Annotated in this window: 23 protein-coding genes; 14 read left to right on the forward strand and 9 right to left on the reverse strand. The window is 59.9% G+C overall.

From position 1 onward, the window contains the following. Nucleotides 1–4: 4 nt before the first annotated feature. The 7 genes from atpA to glmS all read left to right on the forward strand — a co-directional run bounded on the left by atpA (nucleotide 5) and on the right by glmS (nucleotide 8,467). Nucleotides 5–1,549: a F0F1 ATP synthase subunit alpha gene (atpA, locus tag ACP691_RS13165; protein ID WP_040260397.1), complete on the forward strand. Its 1,545-nt coding sequence runs from the start codon at nucleotides 5–7 to the stop codon at nucleotides 1,547–1,549. 48 nt (nucleotides 1,550–1,597) lie between these two features. Next, nucleotides 1,598–2,458 carry a F0F1 ATP synthase subunit gamma gene (gene atpG, locus ACP691_RS13170; protein WP_040260396.1) on the forward strand — a complete coding sequence of 287 codons (861 nt, stop codon included), beginning with the start codon at nucleotides 1,598–1,600 and terminating at the stop codon, nucleotides 2,456–2,458. Nucleotides 2,459–2,485: 27 nt separating this feature from the next. Further along, complete coding sequence (atpD, locus tag ACP691_RS13175) at nucleotides 2,486–3,862, forward strand: F0F1 ATP synthase subunit beta (RefSeq protein ID WP_040260395.1); 1,377 nt, start codon at nucleotides 2,486–2,488, stop codon at nucleotides 3,860–3,862. A 43-nt stretch (nucleotides 3,863–3,905) separates the two neighbouring features. Beyond that, on the forward strand, nucleotides 3,906–4,331 hold the full coding sequence (locus ACP691_RS13180; RefSeq protein WP_040260393.1) for a F0F1 ATP synthase subunit epsilon: 426 nt from the start codon (nucleotides 3,906–3,908) through the stop codon (nucleotides 4,329–4,331). Between the two features lie 77 nt (nucleotides 4,332–4,408). After that, complete coding sequence (gene glmU / locus ACP691_RS13185) at nucleotides 4,409–5,773, forward strand: bifunctional UDP-N-acetylglucosamine diphosphorylase/glucosamine-1-phosphate N-acetyltransferase GlmU (RefSeq protein ID WP_426150904.1); 1,365 nt, start codon at nucleotides 4,409–4,411, stop codon at nucleotides 5,771–5,773. 81 nt (nucleotides 5,774–5,854) lie between these two features. After that, nucleotides 5,855–6,628, forward strand: a complete 774-nt coding sequence (locus ACP691_RS13190; protein WP_426150902.1) for a DeoR/GlpR family DNA-binding transcription regulator — start codon at nucleotides 5,855–5,857, stop codon at nucleotides 6,626–6,628. Between the two features lie 6 nt (nucleotides 6,629–6,634). After that, the gene (gene glmS, locus ACP691_RS13195) at nucleotides 6,635–8,467 is read left to right on the forward strand and encodes a glutamine--fructose-6-phosphate transaminase (isomerizing) (protein ID WP_426150900.1); all 1,833 of its coding nucleotides are present in this window, start codon (nucleotides 6,635–6,637) and stop codon (nucleotides 8,465–8,467) included. 87 nt (nucleotides 8,468–8,554) lie between these two features. On the opposite strand, the gene ACP691_RS13200 is transcribed toward glmS, so the two are convergent. Beyond that, nucleotides 8,555–8,746 (reverse strand): hypothetical protein, encoded by a 192-nt coding sequence (locus ACP691_RS13200; protein WP_426150898.1) that lies wholly within the window; start codon nucleotides 8,744–8,746, stop codon nucleotides 8,555–8,557. A 199-nt stretch (nucleotides 8,747–8,945) separates the two neighbouring features. After that, nucleotides 8,946–10,385, reverse strand: a complete 1,440-nt coding sequence (gene cls / locus ACP691_RS13205) for a cardiolipin synthase (RefSeq protein WP_426150896.1) — start codon at nucleotides 10,383–10,385, stop codon at nucleotides 8,946–8,948. A gap of 122 nt (nucleotides 10,386–10,507) precedes the next feature. Here cls and ACP691_RS13210 point away from each other — a divergent pair, with 122 nt between their 5' ends. After that, nucleotides 10,508–11,035, forward strand: a complete 528-nt coding sequence (locus ACP691_RS13210; RefSeq protein WP_426150894.1) for a DUF3617 domain-containing protein — start codon at nucleotides 10,508–10,510, stop codon at nucleotides 11,033–11,035. 14 nt (nucleotides 11,036–11,049) lie between these two features. On the opposite strand, the gene ACP691_RS13215 is transcribed toward ACP691_RS13210, so the two are convergent. After that, entirely contained in the window at nucleotides 11,050–11,424 is a 375-nt protein-coding gene (locus tag ACP691_RS13215; RefSeq protein WP_426150892.1) for an NADH:ubiquinone oxidoreductase, read from the reverse strand. On the opposite strand from ACP691_RS13215, the gene ACP691_RS13220 reads away from it, so the two are divergent. Next, nucleotides 11,423–12,331: a CobW family GTP-binding protein gene (locus ACP691_RS13220; protein ID WP_426150890.1), complete on the forward strand. Its 909-nt coding sequence runs from the start codon at nucleotides 11,423–11,425 to the stop codon at nucleotides 12,329–12,331. The two genes, ACP691_RS13215 and ACP691_RS13220, sit on opposite strands and share 2 nt — an antisense overlap. A 3-nt stretch (nucleotides 12,332–12,334) precedes the next feature. Here ACP691_RS13220 and ACP691_RS13225 read toward each other — a convergent pair whose 3' ends face one another. After that, nucleotides 12,335–12,724, reverse strand: coding sequence for a DUF3301 domain-containing protein (locus ACP691_RS13225; RefSeq protein WP_426150888.1), 390 nt, complete (start codon nucleotides 12,722–12,724; stop codon nucleotides 12,335–12,337). Between the two features lie 116 nt (nucleotides 12,725–12,840). Here ACP691_RS13225 and pdxY point away from each other — a divergent pair, with 116 nt between their 5' ends. Beyond that, nucleotides 12,841–13,713, forward strand: coding sequence for a pyridoxal kinase PdxY (pdxY, locus tag ACP691_RS13230; RefSeq protein WP_426150886.1), 873 nt, complete (start codon nucleotides 12,841–12,843; stop codon nucleotides 13,711–13,713). A gap of 19 nt (nucleotides 13,714–13,732) precedes the next feature. Here the strand turns inward: pdxY and ACP691_RS13235 are convergent, their stop codons facing one another. Continuing rightward, on the reverse strand, nucleotides 13,733–14,218 hold the full coding sequence (locus ACP691_RS13235; RefSeq protein ID WP_040260382.1) for an acyl-CoA thioesterase: 486 nt from the start codon (nucleotides 14,216–14,218) through the stop codon (nucleotides 13,733–13,735). A gap of 208 nt (nucleotides 14,219–14,426) precedes the next feature. Between ACP691_RS13235 and ACP691_RS13240 the strand changes: the two genes are divergently transcribed. Then, entirely contained in the window at nucleotides 14,427–16,181 is a 1,755-nt protein-coding gene (locus ACP691_RS13240; protein WP_426150884.1) for a cation:proton antiporter, read from the forward strand. Between the two features lie 18 nt (nucleotides 16,182–16,199). Here the strand turns inward: ACP691_RS13240 and ACP691_RS13245 are convergent, their stop codons facing one another. The 3 genes from ACP691_RS13245 to uvrD all read right to left on the reverse strand — a co-directional run bounded on the left by ACP691_RS13245 (nucleotide 16,200) and on the right by uvrD (nucleotide 19,950). Further along, the gene (locus ACP691_RS13245) at nucleotides 16,200–16,607 is read right to left on the reverse strand and encodes an SMI1/KNR4 family protein (protein ID WP_040260378.1); all 408 of its coding nucleotides are present in this window, start codon (nucleotides 16,605–16,607) and stop codon (nucleotides 16,200–16,202) included. 128 nt (nucleotides 16,608–16,735) lie between these two features. Further along, nucleotides 16,736–17,590 (reverse strand): Tim44 domain-containing protein, encoded by an 855-nt coding sequence (locus tag ACP691_RS13250; protein WP_426150882.1) that lies wholly within the window; start codon nucleotides 17,588–17,590, stop codon nucleotides 16,736–16,738. Between the two features lie 173 nt (nucleotides 17,591–17,763). Then, on the reverse strand, nucleotides 17,764–19,950 hold the full coding sequence (uvrD, locus tag ACP691_RS13255; protein WP_426150880.1) for a DNA helicase II: 2,187 nt from the start codon (nucleotides 19,948–19,950) through the stop codon (nucleotides 17,764–17,766). A gap of 152 nt (nucleotides 19,951–20,102) precedes the next feature. Between uvrD and ACP691_RS13260 the strand changes: the two genes are divergently transcribed. The 3 genes from ACP691_RS13260 to ACP691_RS13270 all read left to right on the forward strand — a co-directional run bounded on the left by ACP691_RS13260 (nucleotide 20,103) and on the right by ACP691_RS13270 (nucleotide 24,264). Next, nucleotides 20,103–22,988, forward strand: a complete 2,886-nt coding sequence (locus ACP691_RS13260; protein WP_426150878.1) for an EAL domain-containing protein — start codon at nucleotides 20,103–20,105, stop codon at nucleotides 22,986–22,988. A gap of 75 nt (nucleotides 22,989–23,063) precedes the next feature. Further along, nucleotides 23,064–23,930, forward strand: a complete 867-nt coding sequence (gene hexR / locus ACP691_RS13265; RefSeq protein ID WP_040260375.1) for a transcriptional regulator HexR — start codon at nucleotides 23,064–23,066, stop codon at nucleotides 23,928–23,930. Between the two features lie 136 nt (nucleotides 23,931–24,066). After that, nucleotides 24,067–24,264: a PA3496 family putative envelope integrity protein gene (locus ACP691_RS13270; protein ID WP_426150876.1), complete on the forward strand. Its 198-nt coding sequence runs from the start codon at nucleotides 24,067–24,069 to the stop codon at nucleotides 24,262–24,264. On the opposite strand, the gene ACP691_RS13275 is transcribed toward ACP691_RS13270, so the two are convergent. Continuing rightward, nucleotides 24,227–25,168, reverse strand: coding sequence for a LysR family transcriptional regulator (locus tag ACP691_RS13275; RefSeq protein ID WP_426150874.1), 942 nt, complete (start codon nucleotides 25,166–25,168; stop codon nucleotides 24,227–24,229). The genes ACP691_RS13270 and ACP691_RS13275 overlap by 38 nt on opposite strands.

The raw sequence follows: 25,168 nt of genomic DNA on the forward strand, positions 1-25,168 counted from the left end.
AGCAATGCAGCAACTCAATCCTTCCGAAATTAGCGAAATCATCAAGGGGCGCATCGAACAACTCGATGTTACCTCTCAGGCCCGCAACGAAGGTACCGTCGTCAGCGTTTCTGACGGTATCGTGCGGATCCACGGTCTGACCGACGTCATGTACGGCGAAATGATCGAGTTCCCAGGTGGCGTCTTCGGTATGGCGCTGAACCTGGAGCAGGACTCCGTCGGTGCCGTCGTGCTGGGTGCCTACAACACCCTGGCCGAAGGCATGAGCGCCAAGTGCACCGGCCGCATCCTCGAAGTGCCGGTGGGCAAGGCCCTGCTCGGTCGCGTCGTGGACGCGCTGGGCAACCCGGTAGACGGCAAGGGCCCACTGGGCCACACCGAAACCGACGCGGTCGAGAAAGTCGCGCCTGGCGTAATCTGGCGTAAATCGGTAGACCAGCCTCTGCAGACTGGCTACAAGGCTGTCGACGCCATGATCCCGGTAGGCCGTGGCCAGCGTGAGCTGATCATCGGTGACCGCCAGATCGGCAAGACCGCCATGGCCATCGACGCCATCATCAACCAGAAGAACAGCGGTGTCTTCTGTGTGTATGTGGCTATCGGCCAGAAGCAGTCCACCATCGCCAACATCGTCCGCAAGCTCGAAGAGCACGGCGCGCTGGCCAACACCATCATCGTCGCCGCCTCGGCGTCCGAATCGGCAGCCCTGCAATACCTGGCGCCGTACTCGGGCTGCACCATGGGCGAGTACTTCCGCGACCGCGGTGAAGACGCGCTGATCGTGTACGATGACCTGTCCAAGCAGGCCGTGGCCTACCGCCAGATCTCCCTGCTGCTGCGCCGTCCGCCAGGACGCGAAGCGTACCCAGGCGACGTGTTCTATCTCCACTCCCGCCTGCTGGAGCGCGCTTCCCGCGTGTCCGAGGAATACGTAGAGAAGTTCACCAACGGTGCTGTCACCGGCAAGACCGGTTCCTTGACCGCGCTGCCGCTGATCGAGACCCAGGCCGGTGACGTTTCGGCGTTCGTACCGACCAACGTGATTTCCATCACCGACGGTCAGATCTTCCTGGAATCGGGCATGTTCAACTCGGGCATCCGTCCGGCGGTCAACGCCGGTGTGTCGGTATCCCGCGTAGGTGGCGCCGCTCAGACGAAGATCATCAAGAAGCTGTCCGGTGGTATCCGTACCGCGCTGGCCCAGTACCGTGAACTGGCTGCGTTCGCGCAGTTCGCTTCCGACCTGGACGAAGCGACCCGCAAGCAGCTGGAGCATGGTCAGCGCGTTACCGAGCTGATGAAGCAGAAGCAATACGCGCCAATGTCCATCGCCGAGATGTCCCTGTCGCTGTACGCGGCCGAGCGTGGCTTCCTGACCGACGTCGAAATCGACAAGATCGGAAGCTTCGAGCAGGCGCTGATTGCTTACTTCAACCGCGATCACGCCGACCTGATGGCGAAGATCAACGTGAAGGGCGACTTCAACGACGAGATCGACGCCGGTATCAAGGCGGGTATCGAGAAGTTCAAGGCCACCCAGACCTGGTAAGCCGCAGCGGGGGCTTCGGCCCCCGCTTGCTAACCTGATAGGTGAGACATGGCAGGCGCAAAAGAGATTCGCGGCAAGATTGCGAGCATCAAAAGCACGCAAAAAATTACCAGCGCCATGGAAAAAGTGGCGGTCAGCAAGATGCGCAAGGCACAACTGCGCATGGCTGCGAGCCGTCCCTACGCGGACCACATCCGCCAGGTAATCGGGCATCTGGCCAACGCCAATCCTGAATACCGTCATCCCTTCATGGTCGAGCGCGCCGTCAAGCGCGTCGGTTATGTAGTGGTGAGCAGCGACCGTGGTCTGTGTGGCGGCTTGAACACCAACCTGTTCAAGGCTCTGGTCAAGGACATGGCTGCCAACCGCGCCAATGGTGTGGAAATCGACCTCTGCGTGGTCGGCAGCAAGGGCGCTTCGTTCTTCCGTAGCTTCGGTGGCAACGTCGTCGCCGCCATCAGCCACCTGGGCGAAGAACCGTCGATCAACGACTTGATCGGCAGCGTCAAGGTGATGCTGGATGCCTACCTCGAAGGCCGTATCGACCGTCTGTGCGTAGCGTCCAACAAGTTCGTCAACACCATGGTGCAAAAGCCCGTGGTAGAGCAGTTGGTACCGTTGGTTGCAACCCCGGATCAAGCGCTCAAGCACCACTGGGACTACCTGTACGAACCCGACGCCAAGGAGCTGCTGGACGGCTTGATGGTGCGTTACGTGGAGTCGCAGGTTTACCAGGCGGTAGTAGAGAACAACGCTTCTGAGCAAGCGGCGCGGATGATCGCCATGAAGAACGCCACCGACAACGCCGGTGACCTGATCAGCGAATTGCAGCTGGTCTACAACAAGGCGCGTCAGGCTGCGATCACCCAAGAGATCTCGGAAATCGTCGGCGGCGCTGCCGCGGTTTAACGGTTCAAATATTCAGAGGATCCAGCTATGAGTAGCGGACGTATCGTTCAAATCATCGGCGCCGTGATCGACGTGGAATTCCCACGTGACAGCGTGCCGAGCATCTACAACGCCCTGAAGGTTCAAGGCGCTGAAACCACCCTGGAAGTCCAGCAGCAGCTGGGCGACGGCGTGGTGCGTACCATTGCGATGGGTTCGACCGAAGGCCTCAAGCGTGGCCTGGACGTGATCGACACCAACGCGGCCATCGCGGTACCCGTGGGTAAGGCTACCCTGGGCCGTATCATGGACGTGCTGGGCAATCCCATCGACGAAGCCGGCCCCATCGGTGAAGAAGAGCGCTGGACCATCCACCGCGCGGCTCCATCGTTCGCTGATCAGGCTGGCGGCAACGAACTGCTCGAAACCGGCATCAAGGTAATCGACCTGGTGTGCCCGTTCGCCAAGGGCGGCAAGGTCGGCCTGTTCGGCGGCGCCGGCGTGGGCAAGACCGTGAACATGATGGAACTCATCCGTAACATCGCCATCGAGCACAGCGGTTACTCCGTGTTCGCCGGTGTGGGCGAGCGTACCCGTGAAGGGAACGACTTCTACCACGAGATGAAAGACTCCAACGTTCTGGACAAGGTAGCGCTGGTCTATGGCCAGATGAACGAGCCACCAGGAAACCGCCTGCGCGTTGCCCTGACCGGCCTGACCATGGCCGAGAAATTCCGTGACGAAGGTAACGACGTACTGCTGTTCGTCGACAACATCTATCGTTACACCCTGGCCGGTACCGAAGTATCCGCACTGCTGGGCCGTATGCCTTCCGCGGTAGGTTACCAGCCGACCCTGGCCGAAGAGATGGGCGTTCTGCAAGAGCGCATCACCTCCACCAAGCAGGGTTCGATCACCTCGATCCAGGCCGTATACGTGCCTGCGGACGACTTGACCGACCCGTCGCCGGCTACCACCTTCGCCCACCTGGATGCGACCGTGGTACTGTCCCGTGACATCGCTTCGCTGGGTATCTACCCCGCGGTGGACCCGCTGGATTCCACCTCTCGCCAGCTGGACCCACTGGTGATCGGCCAGGAGCACTACGATACCGCTCGTGGCGTGCAGTATGTGCTGCAGCGTTACAAGGAGCTGAAAGACATCATCGCCATCCTCGGTATGGACGAGCTGTCGGAAAGCGACAAGCAGCTGGTGTCCCGCGCGCGGAAAATCCAGCGCTTCCTGTCCCAGCCGTTCTTCGTGGCCGAAGTCTTCACCGGTGCTCCAGGCAAATACGTTTCCCTGAAAGACACCATCGCGGGCTTCAAAGGCATCCTCAACGGTGACTACGACCACCTGCCAGAACAGGCGTTCTACATGGTCGGCAGCATCGAAGAAGCGATCGAGAAGGCCAAGAAACTGTAATCCCGGCGCCCGGCGACGGGCGCTTTCAGGTTGAGGCAAGTAGATGGCTATGACTGTCCATTGCGATATCGTCAGCGCGGAAGGGGAGATCTTCTCCGGCCTGGTAGAGATGGTGATCGCGCACGGTAACCTGGGTGATCTCGGTATCGCTCCAGGCCACGCGCCATTGCTGACGGACCTGAAGCCAGGTCCGATCCGCTTGATCAAGCAAGGTGGCGAAGCCGAGGTGTTCTACATCTCGGGTGGTTTCCTCGAAGTGCAGCCGAACGTGGTAAAGGTCTTGGCCGATACCGTGCAGCGCGCCGCCGACCTCGATGAAGCCTCCGCCCAGGCGGCCGTGAAAGCGGCCGAGCAGGCGCTGAACGAAAAGGGCTCGGACTTCGACTACAGCGCTGCCGCAGCGCGTCTAGCCGAAGCCGCCGCCCAACTGCGTACCGTGCAGCAGATCCGCAAGAAGTACGGTGGATAACTTCTCGGTCCTCCTGCGCGATTGAGTAAAAGGGTAGCCTCGGCTACCCTTTTTCTTTTTCTGCTGTCAGGCCTTCCATGTCTCTCGATATCGTTATCCTCGCCGCAGGCCAGGGCACACGCATGCGCTCCGCGCTGCCCAAGGTCCTGCACCCGGTCGCCGGCCGCTCAATGCTGGGGCATGTTATCCACAGCGCCCGCCAACTCAAGCCGAGCGGCATCCACGTTGTGATTGGCCATGGTGCCGAACAGGTGCAGCAAGCGTTCGCCGCCGAAGACATCCAGTTCGTGATTCAGGCGCAACAGCTGGGTACAGGCCATGCGGTGGCACAGGCTCAGCCTGGCTTGGACTCCACAATTACGCTCATCCTGTATGGTGATGTACCGCTTATCCAGCCGGCTACCCTGCAGGCACTTCTGACCTTGGTCAATGAAGATCAGGTAGCACTGTTGACTGTCGAGCTTGCAGACCCTACCGGCTACGGGCGGATTACCCGCGACGGTAATGGAAAGGTGACAGGTATCGTTGAACACAAGGACGCCAGCGAAGCGCAACGGCGTATTACCGAAGGCAATACCGGCATTGTGGCCATGCCCACCGCCCGCCTGGCTGGGTGGATGGGACGGTTGTCCAACCAGAACGCACAAGGCGAATACTACCTGACCGACATCATTGCCATGGCGGTGGCGGATGGGCTTACCGTGGCTACTCAAACAGCACAGGAGCCGATGGAAGTACAGGGCGCCAATGACCGGCGACAGTTGGCGGAGCTCGAGCGCTATTACCAGCGTCGCGAAGCCGAAAGACTGATGACCGCCGGAGTGACCCTGCGTGATCCAGCTCGCCTCGATATCCGCGGAGAGGTGACAACCGGCCGCGATGTGGTGATCGACGTCAACGTGGTACTGGAAGGGCGAGTTGTCATCGAGGACAGCGTCCAGATAGGCGCCAACGTGGTAATACGTGATTCGACTCTCAGGCAAGGAGCCGTCATCAAGCCGTTTACCCACCTCGAAGGCGTGGTAGTGGGGGAGGCCGCTGACGCGGGGCCCTTCGCGCGGTTGCGTCCTGGTACCGTACTGGAAGCAAGGGCGCATGTGGGTAACTTCGTCGAACTCAAGAACGCTCATATGGGGCCTGGGGCCAAGGCCGGGCATTTGAGCTACCTGGGGGATGCCAGCATAGGTGCGCGTACCAACATAGGCGCAGGTACCATCACTTGCAACTACGACGGCGCCAACAAGAGCCGCACCACCCTGGGCGAGGATGTATTCATCGGTTCCAATAATGCGTTGGTTGCTCCCGTTTCAATTGGGGACGGCGCCACTACGGCGGCTGGTTCCACCATCACCACCGACGTGCCTGCTGAACAACTGGCCGTAGCGCGGGCACGACAGCGCAATGTGGAAGGCTGGACCCGCCCTCGCAAGAAAACGACCTAACAGCCAAGTTGGGCTTGACAGCCCAGGCCTAAAAGTTTTGAATGCGCGCATTAACTTTCGAATCGAAAGATCAAGAGCGCGATGACGAAACGCAATACGCCTCAACGCCGCCATGCCATCCTTGCCTTGCTCAATGAGCAAGGCGAGGTCACCGTGGAGGCGCTCGCGCGGCATTTCCAAACATCGGAAGTCACGGTCCGCAAGGACTTGGCAGCCTTGGAGAGCAACGGGCTGCTGTTGCGTCGCTATGGCGGCGCAGTGCCGGTGCCGCAGGAATTGATTGTCGATCCGAGCCAGAAAGTTTCGGTTCATAAGCAAGCTATTGCCAAGGCAGCCGTAGGACGAATCAAGGAGCATGCGCGAATCATCATCGATAGCGGCAGTACCACGGCTGCCATGATCCCACATCTGGGCCGCCAGCCTGGTCTGGTAGTGATGACCAACTCATTGCAGGTGGCAACGGCTCTGCGCGAGCTTGAGCCTGAACCTGTGCTGCTGATGACCGGAGGTACCTGGGACCCGAATTCCGAATCCTTTCAGGGACAAGTGGCCGAGCAGGTGCTGCGTTCCTACGACTTCGACCAGTTGTTCATTGGCGCCGACGGCCTGGACCTGGAGCGAGGCACCACCACGTTCAATGAACTGCTGGGCCTGAGCCGAGTGATGGCCGAGGTCGCGCGTGAGGTGATAGTACTGGCTGAAGCTGACAAGCTTGGCCGTCGCATTCCAAACCTCGAGCTGCCCTGGAGTAGCGTCCATACCCTTATCACTGATGATCGCCTGCCTCTCGAGGCTCGCGAGCACATTCAGGCGCGCGGAGCCCGGGTAATCTGCGCCGCCCCTAGCCAGGAGTAGCAAACCATGTGCGGAATCGTAGGCGCCATCGCTGAACGTAACGTGACGCCAATCTTGATCGAAGGCTTGAAGCGTCTGGAGTACCGGGGCTACGACAGTGCCGGCGTCGCTCTCGTCACGGCAGCGGGGGCTTTGGAGCGGTGTCGCCGCACCGGCAAGGTCAGTGAGCTGGAAGCCTGCTTGCAAGCCACGCCGCTCACTGGCCGGCTGGGCATCGCCCATACCCGTTGGGCAACCCATGGCGCGCCCACTGAACCGAACGCACATCCGCATTTTTCCAATGGCCTGGCGGTTGTACACAACGGGATCATTGAGAACCACGAGCCGCTGCGCGCGCAGCTGCAAGCCCGGGGTTATCAGTTCGAGTCCCAGACCGATACCGAGGTCATCGCCCATCTGCTGCATTGGGAGCTGCAAAGCCAACCCAACCTGATTGACGCGCTTCGCTTGACCGTCGCTCAGTTGCATGGAGCCTACGGCCTTGCAGCGGTTTCCCTGACCCAACCAGACCGCCTCGTGGCGGCTCGCAGCGGCAGCCCTTTGGTGGTCGGCCTGGGCCTTGGAGAAAACTTCCTGGCCTCGGATCAACTGGCCCTGCGCCAGGTCACCGACCGATTCAAATACCTGGAGGAGGGTGATATCGCCGAGATCCGTCAGGACGGTGTGAAGATGTGGACTCGCGAAGGGCAGCCGGTTCAGCGTGAGACGGTGCAATACCACGAAGGCGCCGAAGCAGCGGACAAAGGCGAGTACCGTCACTTCATGCTCAAGGAAATCCATGAGCAGCCCAAGGTCGTGCAACGTACCCTGGAAGGCCGGCTCGGTGAAGGTCAGGTGCTGGTAGAGGCCTTTGGGCCCAAGGCAAGGTCCCTCTTCGAACGCGTGCGCAACGTGCAGATCGTCGCCTGTGGCACCAGCTACCACGCCGGCATGGTCGCGCGGTATTGGCTTGAAGGGCTTGCCGGCATTCCCTGCCAGGTCGAGGTGGCCAGCGAGTTTCGTTACCGCAAGGTGGTAGTACCCTCCGACACTTTGTTCGTCACCATCTCACAATCCGGTGAAACGGCGGACACCCTTGCTGCGCTGCGCTATGCCAAGGCCCTCGGCTTCGCTGGCAGCCTGGCGCTGTGCAACGTGGGTATCAGCTCACTGGTGCGGGAATCGGACCTGACGTTGCTTACCCAGGCTGGGCCGGAGATTGGGGTAGCCTCCACCAAGGCGTTCACAACCCAGCTGGTCGGCCTGATGCTATTGACTCTCGCCCTGGGGCAGGTCAAGGGCAGCCTGGAAGAGGGCATGGAAGCGCGCTTGGTGGAAGAGTTGCGACGCCTGCCCGTGCGCCTGGGTGAAGCCCTGGCGATGGACGCTACCGTCGAGAAGGTCGCTCAGCTTTTTGCCGAGAAACACCATACGCTTTTCCTCGGGCGCGGCGCTCAGTTTCCTGTGGCCATGGAAGGGGCGCTCAAGCTCAAGGAGATTTCCTATATCCACGCCGAAGCTTATCCGGCTGGCGAACTCAAGCATGGCCCCCTGGCGCTGGTGGATGCAGATATGCCAGTGGTAACAGTCGCGCCTAATAATGAGCTACTGGAAAAGCTGAAGTCCAATCTCCAGGAAGTACGTGCTCGGGGCGGTGAGCTCGTCGTCTTCGCCGATGTAGAAGCCCAGCTAAGCAACGGCCCAGGCACCACAGTGGTGGCCATGCCCCACGTTATCGACGCCCTCGCGCCCATCCTTTACACCGTGCCGCTGCAGTTGCTGTCCTACTATGTGGCGGTATTGAAGGGTACTGACGTTGATCAGCCACGGAACCTGGCCAAGTCTGTGACGGTGGAGTAGGGCCCCTGTGGGCAAAACAATCAAAAGAAGGCGCTTGATCCTGCCCACCAACTGGCGCTCCGCGTGCGTAGCGCCATTCGTCTAACCTTACGGATCACTCAATAGCGTGTGGAAGGGGTACACCTCGCTCGGGTGAAAGCTGATCCGTTCCCCTTCCACGGTCACGCAGCGCTCGTGCGCTACTATGCGTAACTGCCTGCCGCTGATGAACGTCAGGCTGTGGATCGTCCGGGTATCTTCGTGCTCGATTCGGTGTTCCACGAGCTCCAGCAGATTCATCAGTCCCACGCCTGCGGAAGGATGGTTGATGGTCAATGTACTGTGTGGAGTAGCGAGGTCTGTTGCATCGAGGGTTTCCCAAAAGGTTGCTTTTCCCATGTCGTGCTCACTTGCTTGAACGAGTTGGGAATTACAACGCTTGTGCCTGGCGTTGGCTGTCGGGCCGTTCCTAAACCTACGTAGGAATCCGAGCAGGTTTTCAGAGAACTGGGGAAATAAGCCGAGCGATGCGCATGCCCAATTTCAATACACGGTGGGTTTTCTTGCTATCGGCCACGGTGAGTTCCTTGGCGAGAGCGAAATCCTGTTCCAGCATGTCGCTGACTTGGCTGGCGAAGCCTTCGTCGATGGTCAGCAACATCACTTCGAAGTTGAGGCGGAAAGAGCGGTTGTCCATGTTCGCGCTGCCAATGGCGCTGATTTCGTTATCCACAAGCACCACTTTCTGATGAAGGAAGCCTGGCTGGTAACGGAAGATGCGAATACCGGCCCGTACTGCCTCGCTGGCATAGAGACTCGAAGCAGCGTAGACGACGCGATGGTCTGGCCGTGAAGGTATGAGAATGCGCACGTCCACCTTGCGCAGCACCGCCAGACGCAATGCCGCGAACACGGCCTCATCGGGTATGAAGTAGGGGGTGGTGATCCAGAGACGATGTTCCGCGCTGTTGATCGCCTCGATGAAGAACAGTGCGCAGGTTTCCTGGGCATCCGCAGGGCCTGTGGCCAAAACCTGGCAGAGCGCGCCCTCGTCAGGGTATGCGTCTGGCAATAACAGCGGCGGCAGCTCTCTCGCCGCCCAGAACCAGTCTTCGGCAAAGCTCTCCTGCAAGCAGGCTACTGCCGGGCCTGTGACCCAGACATGAGTATCTCGCCAAGGGCTTAGCGGTGGGAGGTCCCCCAGGTACTCGTCGCCTACGTTATGCCCACCCAGGAAGGCGATCTTGCCATCGACTACGACGATCTTTCGATGATTGCGGAAATTTACCTGGAAGCGATTCAAGCCTGCCCGCCCGGCAGAGAACGCATGAACCTGTACGCCACCGCGTTTCAGGGTGTCCACATACCGACGGGATAGCGCATGGCTGCCGATACGATCGAACAGCAGATGAACGCTGACCCCTTGTCCAGCCTTTTCCAGGAGCGCAGCCTGCATCCGCCGCCCGATCAGGTCATCATGGATGATGAAGAACTGGATGAGGATGACCTGCTCGGCGCCACGGATCGCTTCGAATATTCGCTCGAAGGTCGCTTCGCCGTTTATCAACAGGCCTACATTATTATTCGCCAGGCAAGGCATGCGACCCAGCCGGGGTAGGGCCCGCAGGCGGGAGTAGGCGCTTGAGGCCTTGGCCGCCAGGGCCTCTTCTACCCAAGGGCGCCAGTTGAGATGAGCGATCGCATCCTGCATTTCCCGGTTGGCTTGGCGTCTGGCTTCGATGTATTCGTCGAAGGTGCTTCGACCGAATACCAGGTAGGGCAACAGGGTCAGGTAAGGGATGAAGAACAGCGACATGGCCCAGGCGATTGCACCTTGGGCCGTGCGCACCGTCAGAAGCGCATGAATGGCCGCGACGGCCCCTACGGTATGAACGAGGCCAAGTACGTAACCGAAGAACGCTGCGCTATGAGTATCCATGCATTGCCTATGCAGCCTGGCGGGGTTCACTCTATGACTACGCCCAGCGGCAAATGTGCAAGCGGTTCGCTGCAACGTCTGGCTAAGCGCAGCGTCCAAGCAAAGCCAACAAGGAGTCGAATATGAAAGGTACCTCGATTGTTCTGATGCTCGCGGCGCTTGGTGGGGCGGTATCCGCTCATGCCCAGATGCTTCGCCCCGGCCTTTGGGAGCTGACTACCAGTCAGATGGAAGTGGAAGGCAAGCCCTTGCCGGACCTGCAAGTCATGCTGGGCCAGTTGCGTAATCTGCCTCCGGAACAGCGAGCCATGATGGAACAGGTCCTGGCCAAGCAAGGTATAACCGTAGGGGGCAATGGCATTCGCTCATGCCTCACCCCAGAACAGGTACGCACCAACGATATCCCGCTGCAGGACCCTCAATCCGGATGCACTCAACGCATCACTGAACGCAATGGCAATATCTGGAAGTTTTCTTTCACGTGCCCCAAAGCCCAAGGCGCGGGACAGGCCACCTTTCTGAGTGATCGTGAGTTCACTACCCAGGTCGCCGGTACCTTCAACACCTCCGGTGTTACACAGAAAGGCAGCATGAATACTCGCGCCCAGTGGTTAGGCGCTGACTGTGGCAGCGTGAAGCCGCGTCAGTAGTTCCACGTGGAACATCACGGCTTTTCCCAGTACCCTTGGCTCCGGCTTTCACAAAAGGGCTTCAAGTAACGGGTGTCACTGGCGATGCCGTAGTAGTGTATGTCTTGCTCGTAAGGCAGGTTATCGACCCGCGCGCCTTGGCATACCCCGAATGCCCCTGAGGGGCATTGAGCCATGTAGGCGACTTCCGTCTTCTGATCCTTAAGGGCAGGGCGGCAGAAGCCATCATGGAACAACTCCGCGGGAATGGTCCGGTTCTGTTGGCAAACCTTCACATCCAGGCGATCCCCCTGGCTGTGGATAAGGCAAGCCTCCGCATGGGCTTGCAGGTGCTGGCCCGAACATAAGACGATAAGGGTTATCCCCAGGGCGCGGCATATATCCGGCATGTTTGAAAATATCCTTACGTACGTACTGGCTGGCCCGCTGGGCGCAGGCAAAACCACCTTGGCCAGGCATCTGCTTAAACAGCATTCACCTGGCCAGCGCTGGGCAGTGCTGGTCAATGAATTCGGCGACATCGGGCTGGATGCTGCGCTCCTGGACGCAGACGATGGTAGCTCAGTGGTCGAAATCGCGGGAGGCTGTGTTTGTTGCGTGAATGGCGCGCCTTTCACTGCCGCGCTTGCTCGCTTGATCCGCGCTCGGAAGCCGACCCATCTACTGATCGAGCTTTCCGGCCTGGGCCACCCCATGCCTTTGTTACAACAGCTGCGCTTGCCACCCTGGCAACGGGTATTGAACATACAGCCACCCATTATCGTGGTGGACGCTTTGCAACTGGCGAGGCGCGCCGATTCATCTCTTTCCGAGGTGAGGCCATTGTTGATGGGCCGACATGTACTTGTCATCAATAAAGCGGACCAAGTACCGGTACATGCTCGTGGCGAAATAGAGAAAAGCCTCGGGCGTACAGGTTGGTGGGTCAACCAAGGCGCGTTACCCGCGCAGGCATTGGTTTCTGCTAGATCTGACGGGCCGGGTCAGCCAGGCAAACGCCTGGTTGCTGTTCCGTCGATCGATGCACCTGGACATTGGAGCCGAGGCTGGCAATTACAACCGGCCCAGCGGGTGATACGGCAGAACATAGAAGCGATGCTGCAGCGGCTACCCTGGATCCGCGCGAAGACGATCTTGCATACCGAGCAAGGGTGGTACTCGGCCAATCTATTGCCTGGACAACCTTATGCATGGCAACCCACTGAGTGGCGCCGAGACAGCCGGCTTGAATTGATCTTCGACCAACCTCAGAACCACGCTGACCTCGATACACAGTGGGCCCATTGCCTAGAGTAGGGATCACGGCCGGGTGCGTTTATGCGTCTGACGCCATTCGGCGAGTTCAATGATTTCCGCGCTGGGTTGCTTCTTGATCTCGAATGGATAGGGGGCCAATTCAATCTGTGCCGAATGCGGCCCGAATTGGGTAATGGTCCCTGGGTGGCGCTGCTCGCCAGTGACGGTGAATTCGAAACCATAGATGCGAGCGAAACGCTTGCGTCCCTTGGCGTCTCGTACGAATGCGAATCGCTTGAAAGCGACGTTGTCGTCGAGCAAGTCCAGGTCCAGTTGATTGCAATGGATGCGCACCTTCGCCAAGGCTTTTTCCCGCAGCCCATGGTTATGCCAGAACCAAGCCCCAGCGCAAGCTACCACCAGCAATACGGCAAGATTTTCGAGGGTCAACATCGACGAAGGCTCCATCAGGACTCACGCAGCTTAACTGCCTGCCCGGTCTGTCGTACAGCGCGCTTTTCACGCAATATTAGACATCTGAATCAGCCTTTGATGCGCCGGAATCCTCAATGAAACGCACCCCTCATCTGCTCGCCATCCAATCCCATGTGGTCTTCGGCCATGCGGGTAACAGCGCGGCGGTTTTTGCCATGCAACGGCTTGGTGTCAACGTCTGGCCTCTCAATACCGTTCAGTTCTCCAACCATACCCAGTATGGCCATTGGAAAGGCGATGTGCTGCCGGCAAGGCAGATTCCTCAACTGGTCGAGGGTATCGGGGCCATCGGCGAGCTGGGTAATTGCGATGCGGTACTGAGCGGCTATCTGGGCAGCGCGGACCAGGGCGAGGCGATCATGCAGGCGGTGGCGGCAGTGAAGTCGGCCAATCCTCGCGCACTGTACCTGTGCGACCCGGTAATGGGACATGCCGAAAAAGGCTGCGTGGTAGCGCCCGAAGTCACCGACTTCCTACTGACCGAGGCGTTGCCCAGGGCAGACCTGCTGTGCCCGAACCAGCTGGAGCTCAATACCTTCACCGGCCGCACGGCCGATACCCTCGAAGAGTGCGTGCAGATGGCCCGGAGTCTGCTCGACCGGGGGCCGGGTATCGTCATGGTCAAGCACCTGGCTTACCGTGCCAAGCAGGCGAGCGACTTCGAGATGCTGCTCGCGACCCCTACGCACACCTGGCACCTGCGCCGTCCGTTGCTTGCCTTTCCCCGCCAGCCCGTTGGTGTAGGAGATCTGACATCCGGGCTGTTTCTCTCCCGTCTGCTTCTGGGCGACAGCCCAGTGGCTGCCTTCGAGTTCACGGCCGCCGCGGTACATGAAGTCATGCTGGAAACCCAGGCTTGTGCCAGCTACGAGCTACAGCTAGTACGTGCCCAGGATCGTATTGCCCATCCGCGAGTAACCTTCCAGGCGATCCCCTTGGCGCATTGACCTCGCGTGGCGGCCAGCCTCAGATACCGTCCGCCTTGAGCTCCTGGTATCGCTGCTCCAGTTCCTGGCGAATCTGCCGCCGTTGCTTACCCTGCGCGAAGCGGCGCTTTTCCTCACTGGTCTGGGGCGTACGCGGTGGTACTGGCACCGCGCGGCGGTTGTCATCCATGGCTACCATGGTGAAGAAGCAGCTGTTGGTATGCCGAACGCTACGCTGTTGGATGTTTTCGGTCACCACCTTGATGCCTACCTCCATGGATGTATTGCCGGTGTAGTTCACCGACGCCAGGAAGGTAACCAGCTCGCCCACATGAATGGGTTCGCGGAAGATCACCTGATCCACTGACAGAGTGACCACATAGCGGCCTGCGTAGCGACTGGCGCAGGCATAGGCGACTTCGTCCAGATATTTCAGCAGCGTGCCGCCGTGAACATTGCCGGAAAAGTTGGCCATATCCGGGGTCATCAGGACGGTCATCGTCAACTGGGCGTTTCCAGGTTCCATAAGAAGGCTCACGGTGTGAAATTCAGGAAGGCGATCTCGCGCCGCCGCTTGGGTGAATATTGCTGACGCAGCTGCCGTGGGCTACGTCACCGGTACCGCTATTTCAGCGATTTCCTATTACTACTTCGTTTCGGCATATTGCCGAAGACCGGAACCCTTTCCCACGGATGTTAGGGTAAGGCCTATTCAATATCTGAAGGAGGCCGCAGTGCACGCCATTGCCTTTATACAAGACCTGGCAGTCATCATGCTGGTCGCCGGCATCGTAACGGTTATCTTCCATCGCTTGAAGCAGCCGGTCGTGTTGGGCTATATCGCCGCCGGATTCATCATCGGCCCGCACACGCCGCCGTTCGGCTTCATCCATGACGAGGAAACCATCAAGATCCTGGCAGAACTGGGGGTGGTGTTCCTGATGTTTTCCCTAGGGCTGGAATTCAGCCTGCGCAAACTCTTCAAGGTTGGCGCCACGGCCTTCGTAGCCGCCCTACTGGAAATTACCCTGATGGTCTGGGTGGGCTATGAAATCGGCCATGCCTTTGGCTGGGGCACCATGGATGCGCTGTTCCTGGGCGCAATCCTGGCAATTTCTTCCACCACCATCATCGTAAAGGCCCTGAATGATCTCAACATGAAACATCAGCGCTTTGCCCAGTTGATCTTCGGAGTGCTGATCGTTGAAGACATCCTGGGCATCGGCATCATTGCCTTGCTCTCCGGTATTGCCGTCAGTGGCACCGTCAGTTCTGGAGAAGTGGCGGCCACGGTCGGCAAGCTAGGCCTGTTCATGGTCGTGGCCCTGGTCGTAGGTATCCTGCTGGTGCCTCGCTTGCTTGGCTACGTCGCCAAGGCCAATAGCGATGAAATGCTGCTCGTCGTCGTGCTGGGCCTGTGTTTCGGCTTTTGCCTGCTGGTCGTCAAGCTAGGCTACAGCATGGTATTGGGGGCGTTTCTCATCGGCGCGATCATGGCCGAATCCGCTCAGTTGCGAAAGATCGAACGACTGGTCGAGCCGCTGAGAGATACCTTCAGCGCCATCTTCTTCGTGGCCATCGGGCTGATGATCGAGCCCAGGGTACTGGTGGAATACGCCGGCCCTATCGTGGCGATCACCGCGGCCGTGGTGATCGGCAAAGTCGTCTCCTGCAGCCTTGGCGCCTTTTTGGCCGGCAATGATGGGCGAACATCTCTGCGCGTTGGCATGGGCTTGTCCCAGATCGGCGAATTCTCCTTCATCATAGCCGCCTTGGGCATGACCCTGCAGGTGACCAGCGACTTCCTTTACCCGGTGGCCGTGGCGGTATCGGCCATCACCACCTTGCTTACCCCCTATCTGATTCGCTGGGCGGACCCCTTCGCCTTGCACTTGGCGCGCTGGGTGCCCATGCCGCTGGCACGGGTATTCGGTACCTATGGTGAGTGGCTACGGGGCATCCGTCTTGAAGGTAAGCGGGCGGCACTGGCGGCCATGGTGCGCCGCATTCTGATGCATGTGGGAGTCAACCTGGCGCTTGTCGTTGCTATCTTCCTGAGTTTGGCCCACTTCGCCGGCCCTATCGGGCAATGGCTGTCCCCTTGGATAACGGGGGATGAGGGTCAGAAAGGAATGCTCTGCGCCGCCGCCCTCATCCTGTCCATGCCGTTCCTGGTAGCCGCCTATCGAAAGCTGGGTGCATTATCCCTGTTGCTTGCCGAGGCAGGCGTAAGGCCTCAGTTGGCGGGGCGGCATACCGATCGGGTCAGGGGGATCATGGCCCAGGTCATACCGGTCGTATTCCTGGGTCTGGTCCTTTTACTGCTTGCCGCGCTCTCGGCCAGTATTTTGCCTACACGGGAAATGTTGATAGTGGTTGCGCTGGCAGTACTGATCTTCGCTATCCTGTTCTGGCGCTGGCTGATTCGCATCCATGCCCGCATGCAGGCAGCCTTGATGGAGACCTTGGACAGCCCGAGCGGGCACTGAAGCGTCCACGAGGGGCGTTCAGCTTTCCAGCCACACGTCCCTTGCCCAGTGCCATACGGATTCCCAGCTGTCTTCGGTCACCAGTTCTTCATCACCGCTCCAGAGGACGACAGTGCCGTCCTCTTCAACGCAGTAATAATCTTCGCCATCCTGGCACAGCGGAATGAGGTCGCGTGGAACGCCAGCGTCCCAGGCATTCGCGGCGACTTCCGGAAGATAGGTATGAGACTGCGGATCTGTAACGGTTACAGGCTCCAGGCTGCCATACACCACGTCGCTAACGGTAAGGAGGAATTCCTTGAATACAAAAGGAATGTTGATGAACAGCTGTTCCTCGATTTCGACCAGAAGGTCCTCGTCGGGTAGCTCCAGCGGGACAGGGACGGGTTCGTTGGCTTCCCGGAGTTGTTCGATGACTTCTTCCACGATGACAGACCTATGGCTTCGACACGTTGAGCGGAGTTGCTCAAGAGATTCTAATTCATAGCCTGAAAAGCAAAACCCCGGATGAGAATATCCGGGGTTTTGGTGCCGAGTGGCGTACCACGCTTGTTTCAACCGTTCTGGCGGATACCGGCAATCAGCCAAGGCTGGTTCTCGCCCTGCTGGCGTTCCATGTTCCAGCTCTCGCTGAAGGCTTCGCCTTTATCGAAGCGGGAATCCTTGGAAACACCGGTAAAGGTCAGGGTCGCGATGGTGCGATCTGAGCGATCATCGACGCCATCCAGTTGCACGGACAGGTCATCGATGTAGGTGGACTGGTAGCCGTCGCCCAAGGATGCCCGTTCCTGACGAAGGAATTGCAGCATCTGCGGAGTGACATACTCGGAGATCTTGTCCATCTCGTTGGCGTCCCAATGCTGCTGCAGGGCCATGAAGTGCTCACGTGCCGCGGCCAGGAAGCTCTGTTCATTGAACCACGCCGGTGCCTGGATGACAGGGCGCGCCTGAGTCGCGGCACCCGCGCCAAAAGGCGACTGGGCCTGAGGGGTCTGGTAGGCTTCGCGCTGGTAGGCGGGATGCCCTGCCATCGCCATCTGAGGCTGCTGCTTGCGGCGACGAGAAGAGATGAAGCGGAAGATCACGAAGGCGACCAGGGCCAGCAGCAGGAAGTCCAGGAACTGGAAGCCCTCGAAACCGTCGCCCATGAACATGGACGCGAGCAGGCCGCCTGCGGCGATACCGGCGAGCGGGCCGAGCCAACGGGACGCACCGCTAGGCGCGCCGGGTGCACGACCGGGCTGTGCCGGGGTGGTGGCTGCGGGTTGGGACGGGGCGGCCTGGCGGGTTTGGTGGGTCGGCGCCGCGCCTAACGATTTACCACCGCCAAAGCGTTTGGCGGCATTGGCATCCAGGCTCAGCGTGAGGCTGAGACAAAGCGCCATGGCGATGCTTAGAAAACGTTGCATGAAGGCATTCCCATGTCTAATGGACGTAGCACTGGCCATGTTGCACGCCAGTAGGGGCCATAGCTAGCGAGAGAGTGTTTCCGGCTTTTACGGAAATTTCCTACAGCAGCTAACCTGCCCATGTAGGGACTGAGGCTTTTAGCTGTAGGAAGTTTCCTTGATAAGCCGCGGTGTCAGTCCAGCGGAACCAGCTTGGCGTAGCCAAGCATCAGCCACTTACTGCCTTCTCCGAAGTTGACCTGTACCCGAGCCTGGGCGCCTGCGCCTTCGAAGTTGAGAATCACCCCTTCGCCGAACACCGCGTGCTGAACGCGCTGGCCAAGGTTGAACACCGTGTCGGGAATACCGGCCTGACCGAAGATATTGCCGATATTAGGCTTGGCAGGTGCACCGAACGGCCGGCTCACACTGTTGGAAAGACGTACTTCCTTGAGCAGGTTCGCAGGGATTTCCCGCACGAAGCGAGAGACCTTGTTATAGGTTTCGCTGCCGTAAAGGCGCCGCGTCTCGGCATAAGTCATCACCAGGTGCTGCATGGCCCGGGTAATGCCGACATAAGCCAGGCGCCGTTCTTCCTCGAGACGGCCAGGTTCTTCCAGGCTCATCTTGTGGGGGAACAACCCTTCTTCGAGCCCCACCAGGAACACATAGGGGAATTCCAGGCCCTTTGCGCTATGCAGCGTCATCAGCTGGATGCTGTCTTCGTGCTCCTCGGCCTGGGTGTCGCCGGCCTCCAGCGAGGCGTGTCCCAGGAAGGCGGCCAGCGGGCTGAGGTCTTCTTCTCCGTCGCCGTTTTCGAAGTTGCGCGCGGCGCTGACCAGTTCTTCGAGGTTTTCTACCCGAGCCTGGCCTTTTTCGCCCTTTTCTTCCTGGTGGTAAACGATCAGCCCCGAATGCTCGATGACCGTCTGGGTCATTACATGCAAGGGCATGGTTTCGGTGCGGGCCGAGAGGTCTTCGATGAGGTCCATGAATGCCTGGAGCGCATTGGCCGCTCGTCCCGTCACGCCTTTGTTCGCCACCAATTGGCGAATCGCTTCCCACATGGAAACCTGGGCCTGGCGGGAATGCGCGCGGATGGCCTCCACGGTTTTTTCGCCAATGCCTCGTGGCGGGACATTGATGACCCGCTCAAGCGCGGCATCGTTGGCCCGCCCATCCAGCAGCCGCAGGTAGGCCATGGCGTTCTTGATTTCGGCACGCTCGAAGAAGCGCTGCCCGCCGTAGATGCGATAGGGAATGCGCTCGCGCAACAAGGCTTCTTCCAAGACCCGCGATTGGGCGTTGGAACGGTAAAGAATGGCAATCTCGCTGCGCGCCAGGCCCGTCTTGAGCGCGCTCTCGATGGTTTCCACCACGTAACGGGCTTCGTCGTGCTCGTTATAGGCCGCATAGAGGCTGATCGGCTCGCCATCGCCGCCTTCGGTCCAGAGTTCTTTCCCCAGACGGCCGCTGTTGTTGGCGATCAGTGCGTTGGCGGCATTGAGGATGCCGGCGGTAGAGCGGTAGTTCTGCTCCAGGCGGATAAGCTCGGCGTCCGGGAAGTCAGTGGTGTACTGGCGAATGTTTTCGATGCGCGCGCCGCGCCAGCCATAGATGGACTGGTCATCGTCGCCCACCACCATCAGACTCTGCCCGCCCTTGGCCAGCAGCCGCAGCCAGGCGTACTGAACGGCGTTGGTATCCTGGAATTCGTCGACCAGCACATGACGGAAACGCCGCTGGTAATGCTCCAACAGGCTGGGGTGGTCACGCCAGAGGTCCAGCGCGCGCAACAGAAGCTCGGAGAAGTCGATCACCCCCGCGCGTTCGCAGGCGGCCTCGTAGGCTTCGTAGATACTACGCATCGTTGCCAGGAAGAGGTCGCCATTGGGCTGGATATGCTGCGGACGAAGGCCTTCGTCTTTCTGCCCATTGATGAACCACTGCGCCTGGCGGGCCGGCCAGCGCTGCTCATCCAGGCCAAGCTCGCGGATCACTCGCTTGACCAGCCGCTGCTGGTCGTCCCCATCGAGAATCTGGAAGCTCTGCTTGAGCCTGGCTTCCTGCCAGTGAGCGCGCAGGAGGCGATGTGCCAGGCCATGGAAGGTCCCGACCCACATGCCCGCGGGGCTGGCCCCGATGAGCTGTTCGATGCGGTGACGCATCTCCGCCGCGGCCTTGTTGGTGAAGGTCACCGCCAACAGGGAATGCGCGGAGGCATGTTCTACCTGCATCAACCATGCGATGCGGTGAACCAGTACGCGGGTTTTGCCAGAGCCGGCGCCCGCCAGGACCAACTGACGCCCAACCGCGGCGGCGACCGCCTGGCGTTGAGCATCGTTGAGGGAATTGAGCAGTAAGGAGAGGTCATCGTGCATGGCCGCATTCTAGGACGGCGGTATAGGCCACGGCAAACGCGGCTTACGACCGGGCGGCGGGCAGATGGGTTCCAGTTACCGAGCACTGCCGCCATGGCCTGAAAGTTGTGTATGCTGCCAGGGCATCCGACGGGTCTGACAAGAATAAGCCTATGGCCTTCGTATACCGTTCCGTTGAGCGGTCTGCGCCCTTACAAGGCGTCCTGGACACCGATTTCTCCGCCAGCCTGGCGGTGGAGCGCACACGCCTGCTATATCAGGGTTCGCTGGTGCCTACCTTGTTGATGCTGCTTACCGGTCTCATCTGCTCCTGGCTGCTATGGACACCCGGCCATCATGTTCTGGTCAGTGTCTGGCTGGGCTGGCTGATGACGCTGGTTGCCTTGCGGGTGATCCAGGTGGCAGCCTTCGACTCTTCAATGCCGCAACGCCAGGCCGCGCCATTGTGGCGACGAATGTTCCTGCTGGGCTCGGCGGCCAGTGGCCTGACCCTGGCCGGCGCTGCCATCGTGCTTGAGCCTTTCGAGAGTTTCTTGCAGCAGGCCTGGATCTTTGGCCTGCTTGGGGCTGCCGCCTTATCGGCCAGCATCGCCTATGCCGTCAGTTTCAGTGCTTTCCTCAGCTTTGTACTGCCCTGCCTGGTGCCGCCCATCCTCTGGCTGTTTATCCATGAGGGCCCTCACCAACGTGGTTGGGCCTGGCTGGGCCTCATGCTGCTCGGGTCGCTGTGCATCGTTGCCTGGCAGGTCAATCGCCTTATCGAGCGTAGCCTGCTTCAGCGCTTCCAGAACCAGGCGTTGATCGCGAGCCTGCGCGAGGAGCAACGGCTGATCTCACGCCTGAACAGTGAAATGAGCGAAGAGATGGAGCGGCGAAGCGCTGCTGAGCAGGCCCTGCGCGCGGTTCAGGCAACCCTCGAAGAGCGTGTCGCGCAGCGCAGCCGGCAACTGGACCAGGCCAACCAGGCGCTGAGCAAAAGCCAGGCGCGCCTGGCGTTGGCATTGGAAGCCAGCGAACTGGGCATGTGGGACTGGGACCTGCGGACGGATGAAGTGCATCACACCGAGCTCGAGAGGCTGTTCGGCATCGCCCAGCAGGACAGGCCTGTTCTGCTCAAGCACCTGAGGCCACGCTTGCATCCGGACGACGTGCCTGCGCTGAAGCATAGGTTGATCGAACACCTGAAAGGGCGCACTGAGGATTACTGCGTCGAATACCGGATCCGCCACAGTGATGGCCGTTGGCTATGGGTAGAGGATCGAGGCCGGGCAGTGGAGCGCACGGCTAGTGGTCGCGTGCTGCGCATGCTCGGTACTCGGCGTGACATCACCGCGGTGAAGGAGCAGCAGGAACAGCAGCGATTGGCTGCCACTGTGTTCGAAGCCATGAGCGAAGGCATCGTGGTGCTCGATCCCGAATTCACCGTGCTGGCCGTCAATCAGGCCTTCACGCGCATCACCGGGTATCTAGGTTCTGCCTGCATTGGCCAGGCCTTGCTGGAATTGCCCTGCAGCCGCGACCTGCGGCGCCAATTTCCTCAAGTACACCAGGCCCTCCTGGAGCGAGGCGGCTGGCAAGGAGAATTGGTCGAAGCTCGACACAATGGCGAGCTTTACCCGCAATGGTTGCAGGTCAGCCCTATCCTTGATGGCCATGGGGTGCTCAACCGGGTCGTGGTGTTCTGTTCGGACCTGTCTTCCCGGCGCGCTTCGGAAGAGCGCCTTCACTACCTGACCTACCATGATGAGTTGACCGGCCTTGGCAACCGCAGCCTGTTCCGCCAGCGCCTGCATGATGCCAGCCAGCGGGCCCGCCACAACGGACGCAGCCTGGCCCTGCTTTATATCGACCTGGATCGTTTCAAACTGCTCAATGACAGTCTCGGCCATGATATGGCCGACCAGGCCTTGCGCCAGATCGCCAAGCGCATCTGCGCCGCGTTGCCTGAGGCCGATACGGTCGCCCGACTGGGTGGCGATGAATTCGCGGTATTGTTCGATGCCTATACGAGCCTCTCCGGGCTGATCCGAATGACCACGCGTCTGCTGACCAAAATCCGCGCACCGCTTCACCTCAATGAGCACGACCTCACGCTGACGGCTTCGATCGGTATCAGCATGCTGCCCGATACGGCCCGTGAGGGGGCCTTGTTGCTGGGGCAGGCAGACATTGCCAGGCAGCAGGCCAAGCGATTGGGCGGCGATGGTTTCCAGTTCTTCACCGAGAATATGCAGGGGCATGCCCATGATCGCCTGCAACTCGAGCACCAGTTGCGTCGCGCGCTGGAGCTTGGCCAGCTGGAAGTCTTCTATCAACCCAAGCTGGACCTGCGCAGCCAGGTGGTGGGCGGGGTGGAGGCGCTGATCCGCTGGCGCCATCCACAACGCGGCCTGATCGGCCCAGACACTTTCATAGAATTGGCCGAGGAAACCGGGTTGATCACTGCGATCGGCGAATTCGTATTACGCACCGCCTGCCGACAGGCCAGGGAATGGCAACGACAGGGTTTCGGTGAGCTGCGCATGTCAGTCAACCTTTCCGGGCATCAACTGCGTTATGGCAACCTGGTCACTCTCATTCGGCAGGTGCTCGCCGAAAGCGGTCTGTCGCCTGAGGCACTGGAACTGGAACTGACAGAGAGCCAATGGCTGGACAACCTCAGCGGCATTCAGGCGACCTTCACCCAACTGCGCGCATTGGGGATAAAGCTGGCGATCGATGATTTCGGGACAGGGTATTCGGCATTGAGCTACCTCAAGCATCTTCCCGTGGACTACGTAAAGCTCGACCAGGCCTTTATCAAGGAGCTTGGGGAAAGCAGCGCTGATGCAGCCATCACCCAGGCGGTGATTACCATGGCCCATGGCCTGGGCCTGCAGGTCACCGCCGAAGGCGTCGAGAACCAGGTCCAGTTGAAAGCGCTACAAGGCCAGGGCTGCGATGAAGTGCAAGGTTACCTGATAGGCCGCCCGGTCGCTGCCGATGACTTCCAGCACTGGCTTGCCGTGCGTGGCAATGAGGGTGTACCCCTTGTTTGACTGTGCCTGTGCCGAGCCATGTAGTATAACTACAAAAAACCGCGGGTACGCCCGACCGACAATGAGTCCACTCTCTTGAACCTTCTGCAACACATTGCCCAGTCCCGCCATCTGCTTCGCAAGTCGGAGTTGAAGGTTGCCGATCATGTACTGCTGGATCCTGCGGCCGTGATGCATAGCTCCATGGCGGACCTGGCGCACAACGTGGGTATCAGCGAGCCAACCATCGTGCGCTTTTGCCGGGCCATTGGTTGCACGGGCTTCCAGGACCTGAAGCTCAAGCTCGCGCAAAGCCTGGCCGCTGGTGCCAGCTTCGGGCAGTTCGCCATTCATGAAGACGACTCGGTCGCCGATTTCAGCCTGAAGATCTTCGACACTACACTGCATACCTTGATGGAGGTGCGCGAGCGCCTGGATGCCGATGCCTTGCAGCGAGCGGTGACGGCCATGGCCCAGGCGCGTCGGGTAGAGTTCTATGGCTTCGGTGCCTCTGGGGCAGTAGCCGCGGATGCCCAGCACAAGTTTTTCCGGCTGTTGCTTACCGCTGCCGCCTATTCGGACCCGCACATGCAGGCCATGAGCGCGGTAACCCTGCAGCCCGGGGATGTAGCGGTCTGCATCTCGCAGTCGGGACGTTCGAAGGATCTGCTGATCACGGCCAACCTGGTACGAGAAACGGGTGCTTCGCTGATCACCCTATGCCCGAGCCAAACGCCCTTGGCTGAACTTTCCACGGTCAACCTGGCCATCGATGTGCATGAGGATACGGAGATCTACACGCCGCTGACTTCGCGTATCGCTCACCTGGTGGTCATCGATGTGCTTGCCATGGGCGTGGCGATGGCTCGCGGCCCGACGCTGGTGAACCATCTCAAGAGCGTCAAGCGCAGCCTGCGCAGCCTTCGCCTGTCGCCCAAGTCGGTCAGGGCGGCGGATGAGTGAAAGACGGGCCATGGAACAGGCCCGAAGAGAAATATCCTGAACTGACGCGTAACTGCTTATTAAACGTCCTGTTTTAAAACTGCAATATCACCAAGGCATCGTAGGGCCTCTCCCAGCCCACCAGGATATGATGACCATGGCACGTTCCTATGAAGGGTCTAACAGTAAAACCCGCCGCCAGGAAGAAGACGCCCGGCGCATGGCCTTCCGCCGAGCTATCGAGAGCCGTACCGAAGAACGCAGGCTAATGGCCGAGATTCATGATTTTCCAGAGTCGCGGTTCTGGGCCCCTGGTTTTACGGATGCTCGGCAAAGCGTTCAGCCAGGCTATTGAGCTGGGTACGCTCTTCTCGAATGAATGAGAGGAAGGCCGCCGCGACCGGCGACGGCCGCCTCGACTTGGCGCGCACCAGGCACCAGCTTCGGCGCAAAGGTAGCTCGGCCACTGGTAGCGCGCGCAATGCGCCGCTGCGCAGCGCCCCGATCACCGAGTGACGGCTCATCAAGGCCAGCCCAAGACCTGCGACCACCGCCTCGCGCTGGGCTTCGGCCGAACCGATTTCCAGTGTTTGAGCGAAGTGCGCGCGCTTGTCTTTCAGAAAGGCCTCGCATGCCATCCGAGTACCCGAGCCCGCTTCTCTAATCAGTAATGGCCAGGGCTCCAGTGCCTGCAAGCGCAATTCACCCGCGGCGCACAGGGGGTGTTCGGGTGGCGCTACCGCGATGATGTCATTGGTGAGGAATGGCAGGAACTCCAGATCCATGTCCTGAGGCACCTGAGACATGATCAATAGGTCATCGCGATTGTCTATCAGCCGCCGCACCGCCTGGGCACGATTGACCACACTCAGCGCCAGGCTGACTTCCGGGTGTTTGCGCTTGAAGGCGGCGAACAGGTGCGGCACAAAATACTTGGCGCTGGATTCCACGGCCAGCTTGAGCTGGCCCTGCAGCGAGCCCTGAAGGTCGGAAAGCTGCATGTCGAAGCTCTCAAGGCGGCCGAAGATATCCTGGCTGGCACCGCGCAGTGCCTGTGCCGCTTCGGTGAGGTAGAGCTTCTTGCCTATGTATTCGAACAATGGCTGGCCGATTACGTCTTCCAGCTGGCGAATCTGGGAACTGACCGCCGGTTGCGTTAGCGCCATCTCCTCGGCCGCCCGGCTGAAAGAACGTAGGTCACAGACTTCGTTGAAAACACGAAGCTGTCGCAGAGTAAGACGCATCAACGACTTTCGCAT

This window comes from Pseudomonas sp. DC3200b2 (assembly GCF_049895785.1).
Lineage (GTDB): Bacteria > Pseudomonadota > Gammaproteobacteria > Pseudomonadales > Pseudomonadaceae > Aquipseudomonas > Aquipseudomonas massiliensis.

What these genes read in the sequence shown, in the direction of transcription:
- ACP691_RS13220 (WP_426150890.1), top strand. Translation starts at nt 11,423, where the DNA reads ATGTTTGAAAATATCCTTACGTACGTACTGGCTGGCCCGCTGGGCGCA.
- ACP691_RS13235 (WP_040260382.1), bottom strand. Translation starts at nt 14,218, where the DNA reads ATGGAACCTGGAAACGCCCAGTTGACGATGACCGTCCTGATGACCCCG.
- ACP691_RS13210 (WP_426150894.1), top strand. Translation starts at nt 10,508, where the DNA reads ATGAAAGGTACCTCGATTGTTCTGATGCTCGCGGCGCTTGGTGGGGCG.
- uvrD (WP_426150880.1), bottom strand. Translation starts at nt 19,950, where the DNA reads ATGCACGATGACCTCTCCTTACTGCTCAATTCCCTCAACGATGCTCAA.
- ACP691_RS13190 (WP_426150902.1), top strand. Translation starts at nt 5,855, where the DNA reads ATGACGAAACGCAATACGCCTCAACGCCGCCATGCCATCCTTGCCTTG.
- ACP691_RS13225 (WP_426150888.1), bottom strand. Translation starts at nt 12,724, where the DNA reads ATGTTGACCCTCGAAAATCTTGCCGTATTGCTGGTGGTAGCTTGCGCT.
- ACP691_RS13260 (WP_426150878.1), top strand. Translation starts at nt 20,103, where the DNA reads ATGGCCTTCGTATACCGTTCCGTTGAGCGGTCTGCGCCCTTACAAGGC.
- atpG (WP_040260396.1), top strand. Translation starts at nt 1,598, where the DNA reads ATGGCAGGCGCAAAAGAGATTCGCGGCAAGATTGCGAGCATCAAAAGC.
- ACP691_RS13215 (WP_426150892.1), bottom strand. Translation starts at nt 11,424, where the DNA reads ATGCCGGATATATGCCGCGCCCTGGGGATAACCCTTATCGTCTTATGT.
- cls (WP_426150896.1), bottom strand. Translation starts at nt 10,385, where the DNA reads ATGGATACTCATAGCGCAGCGTTCTTCGGTTACGTACTTGGCCTCGTT.
- glmS (WP_426150900.1), top strand. Translation starts at nt 6,635, where the DNA reads ATGTGCGGAATCGTAGGCGCCATCGCTGAACGTAACGTGACGCCAATC.
- ACP691_RS13200 (WP_426150898.1), bottom strand. Translation starts at nt 8,746, where the DNA reads ATGAATCTGCTGGAGCTCGTGGAACACCGAATCGAGCACGAAGATACC.
- ACP691_RS13250 (WP_426150882.1), bottom strand. Translation starts at nt 17,590, where the DNA reads ATGCAACGTTTTCTAAGCATCGCCATGGCGCTTTGTCTCAGCCTCACG.
- pdxY (WP_426150886.1), top strand. Translation starts at nt 12,841, where the DNA reads ATGAAACGCACCCCTCATCTGCTCGCCATCCAATCCCATGTGGTCTTC.
- atpA (WP_040260397.1), top strand. Translation starts at nt 5, where the DNA reads ATGCAGCAACTCAATCCTTCCGAAATTAGCGAAATCATCAAGGGGCGC.
- ACP691_RS13270 (WP_426150876.1), top strand. Translation starts at nt 24,067, where the DNA reads ATGGCACGTTCCTATGAAGGGTCTAACAGTAAAACCCGCCGCCAGGAA.
- atpD (WP_040260395.1), top strand. Translation starts at nt 2,486, where the DNA reads ATGAGTAGCGGACGTATCGTTCAAATCATCGGCGCCGTGATCGACGTG.
- ACP691_RS13275 (WP_426150874.1), bottom strand. Translation starts at nt 25,168, where the DNA reads ATGCGAAAGTCGTTGATGCGTCTTACTCTGCGACAGCTTCGTGTTTTC.
- ACP691_RS13180 (WP_040260393.1), top strand. Translation starts at nt 3,906, where the DNA reads ATGGCTATGACTGTCCATTGCGATATCGTCAGCGCGGAAGGGGAGATC.
- glmU (WP_426150904.1), top strand. Translation starts at nt 4,409, where the DNA reads ATGTCTCTCGATATCGTTATCCTCGCCGCAGGCCAGGGCACACGCATG.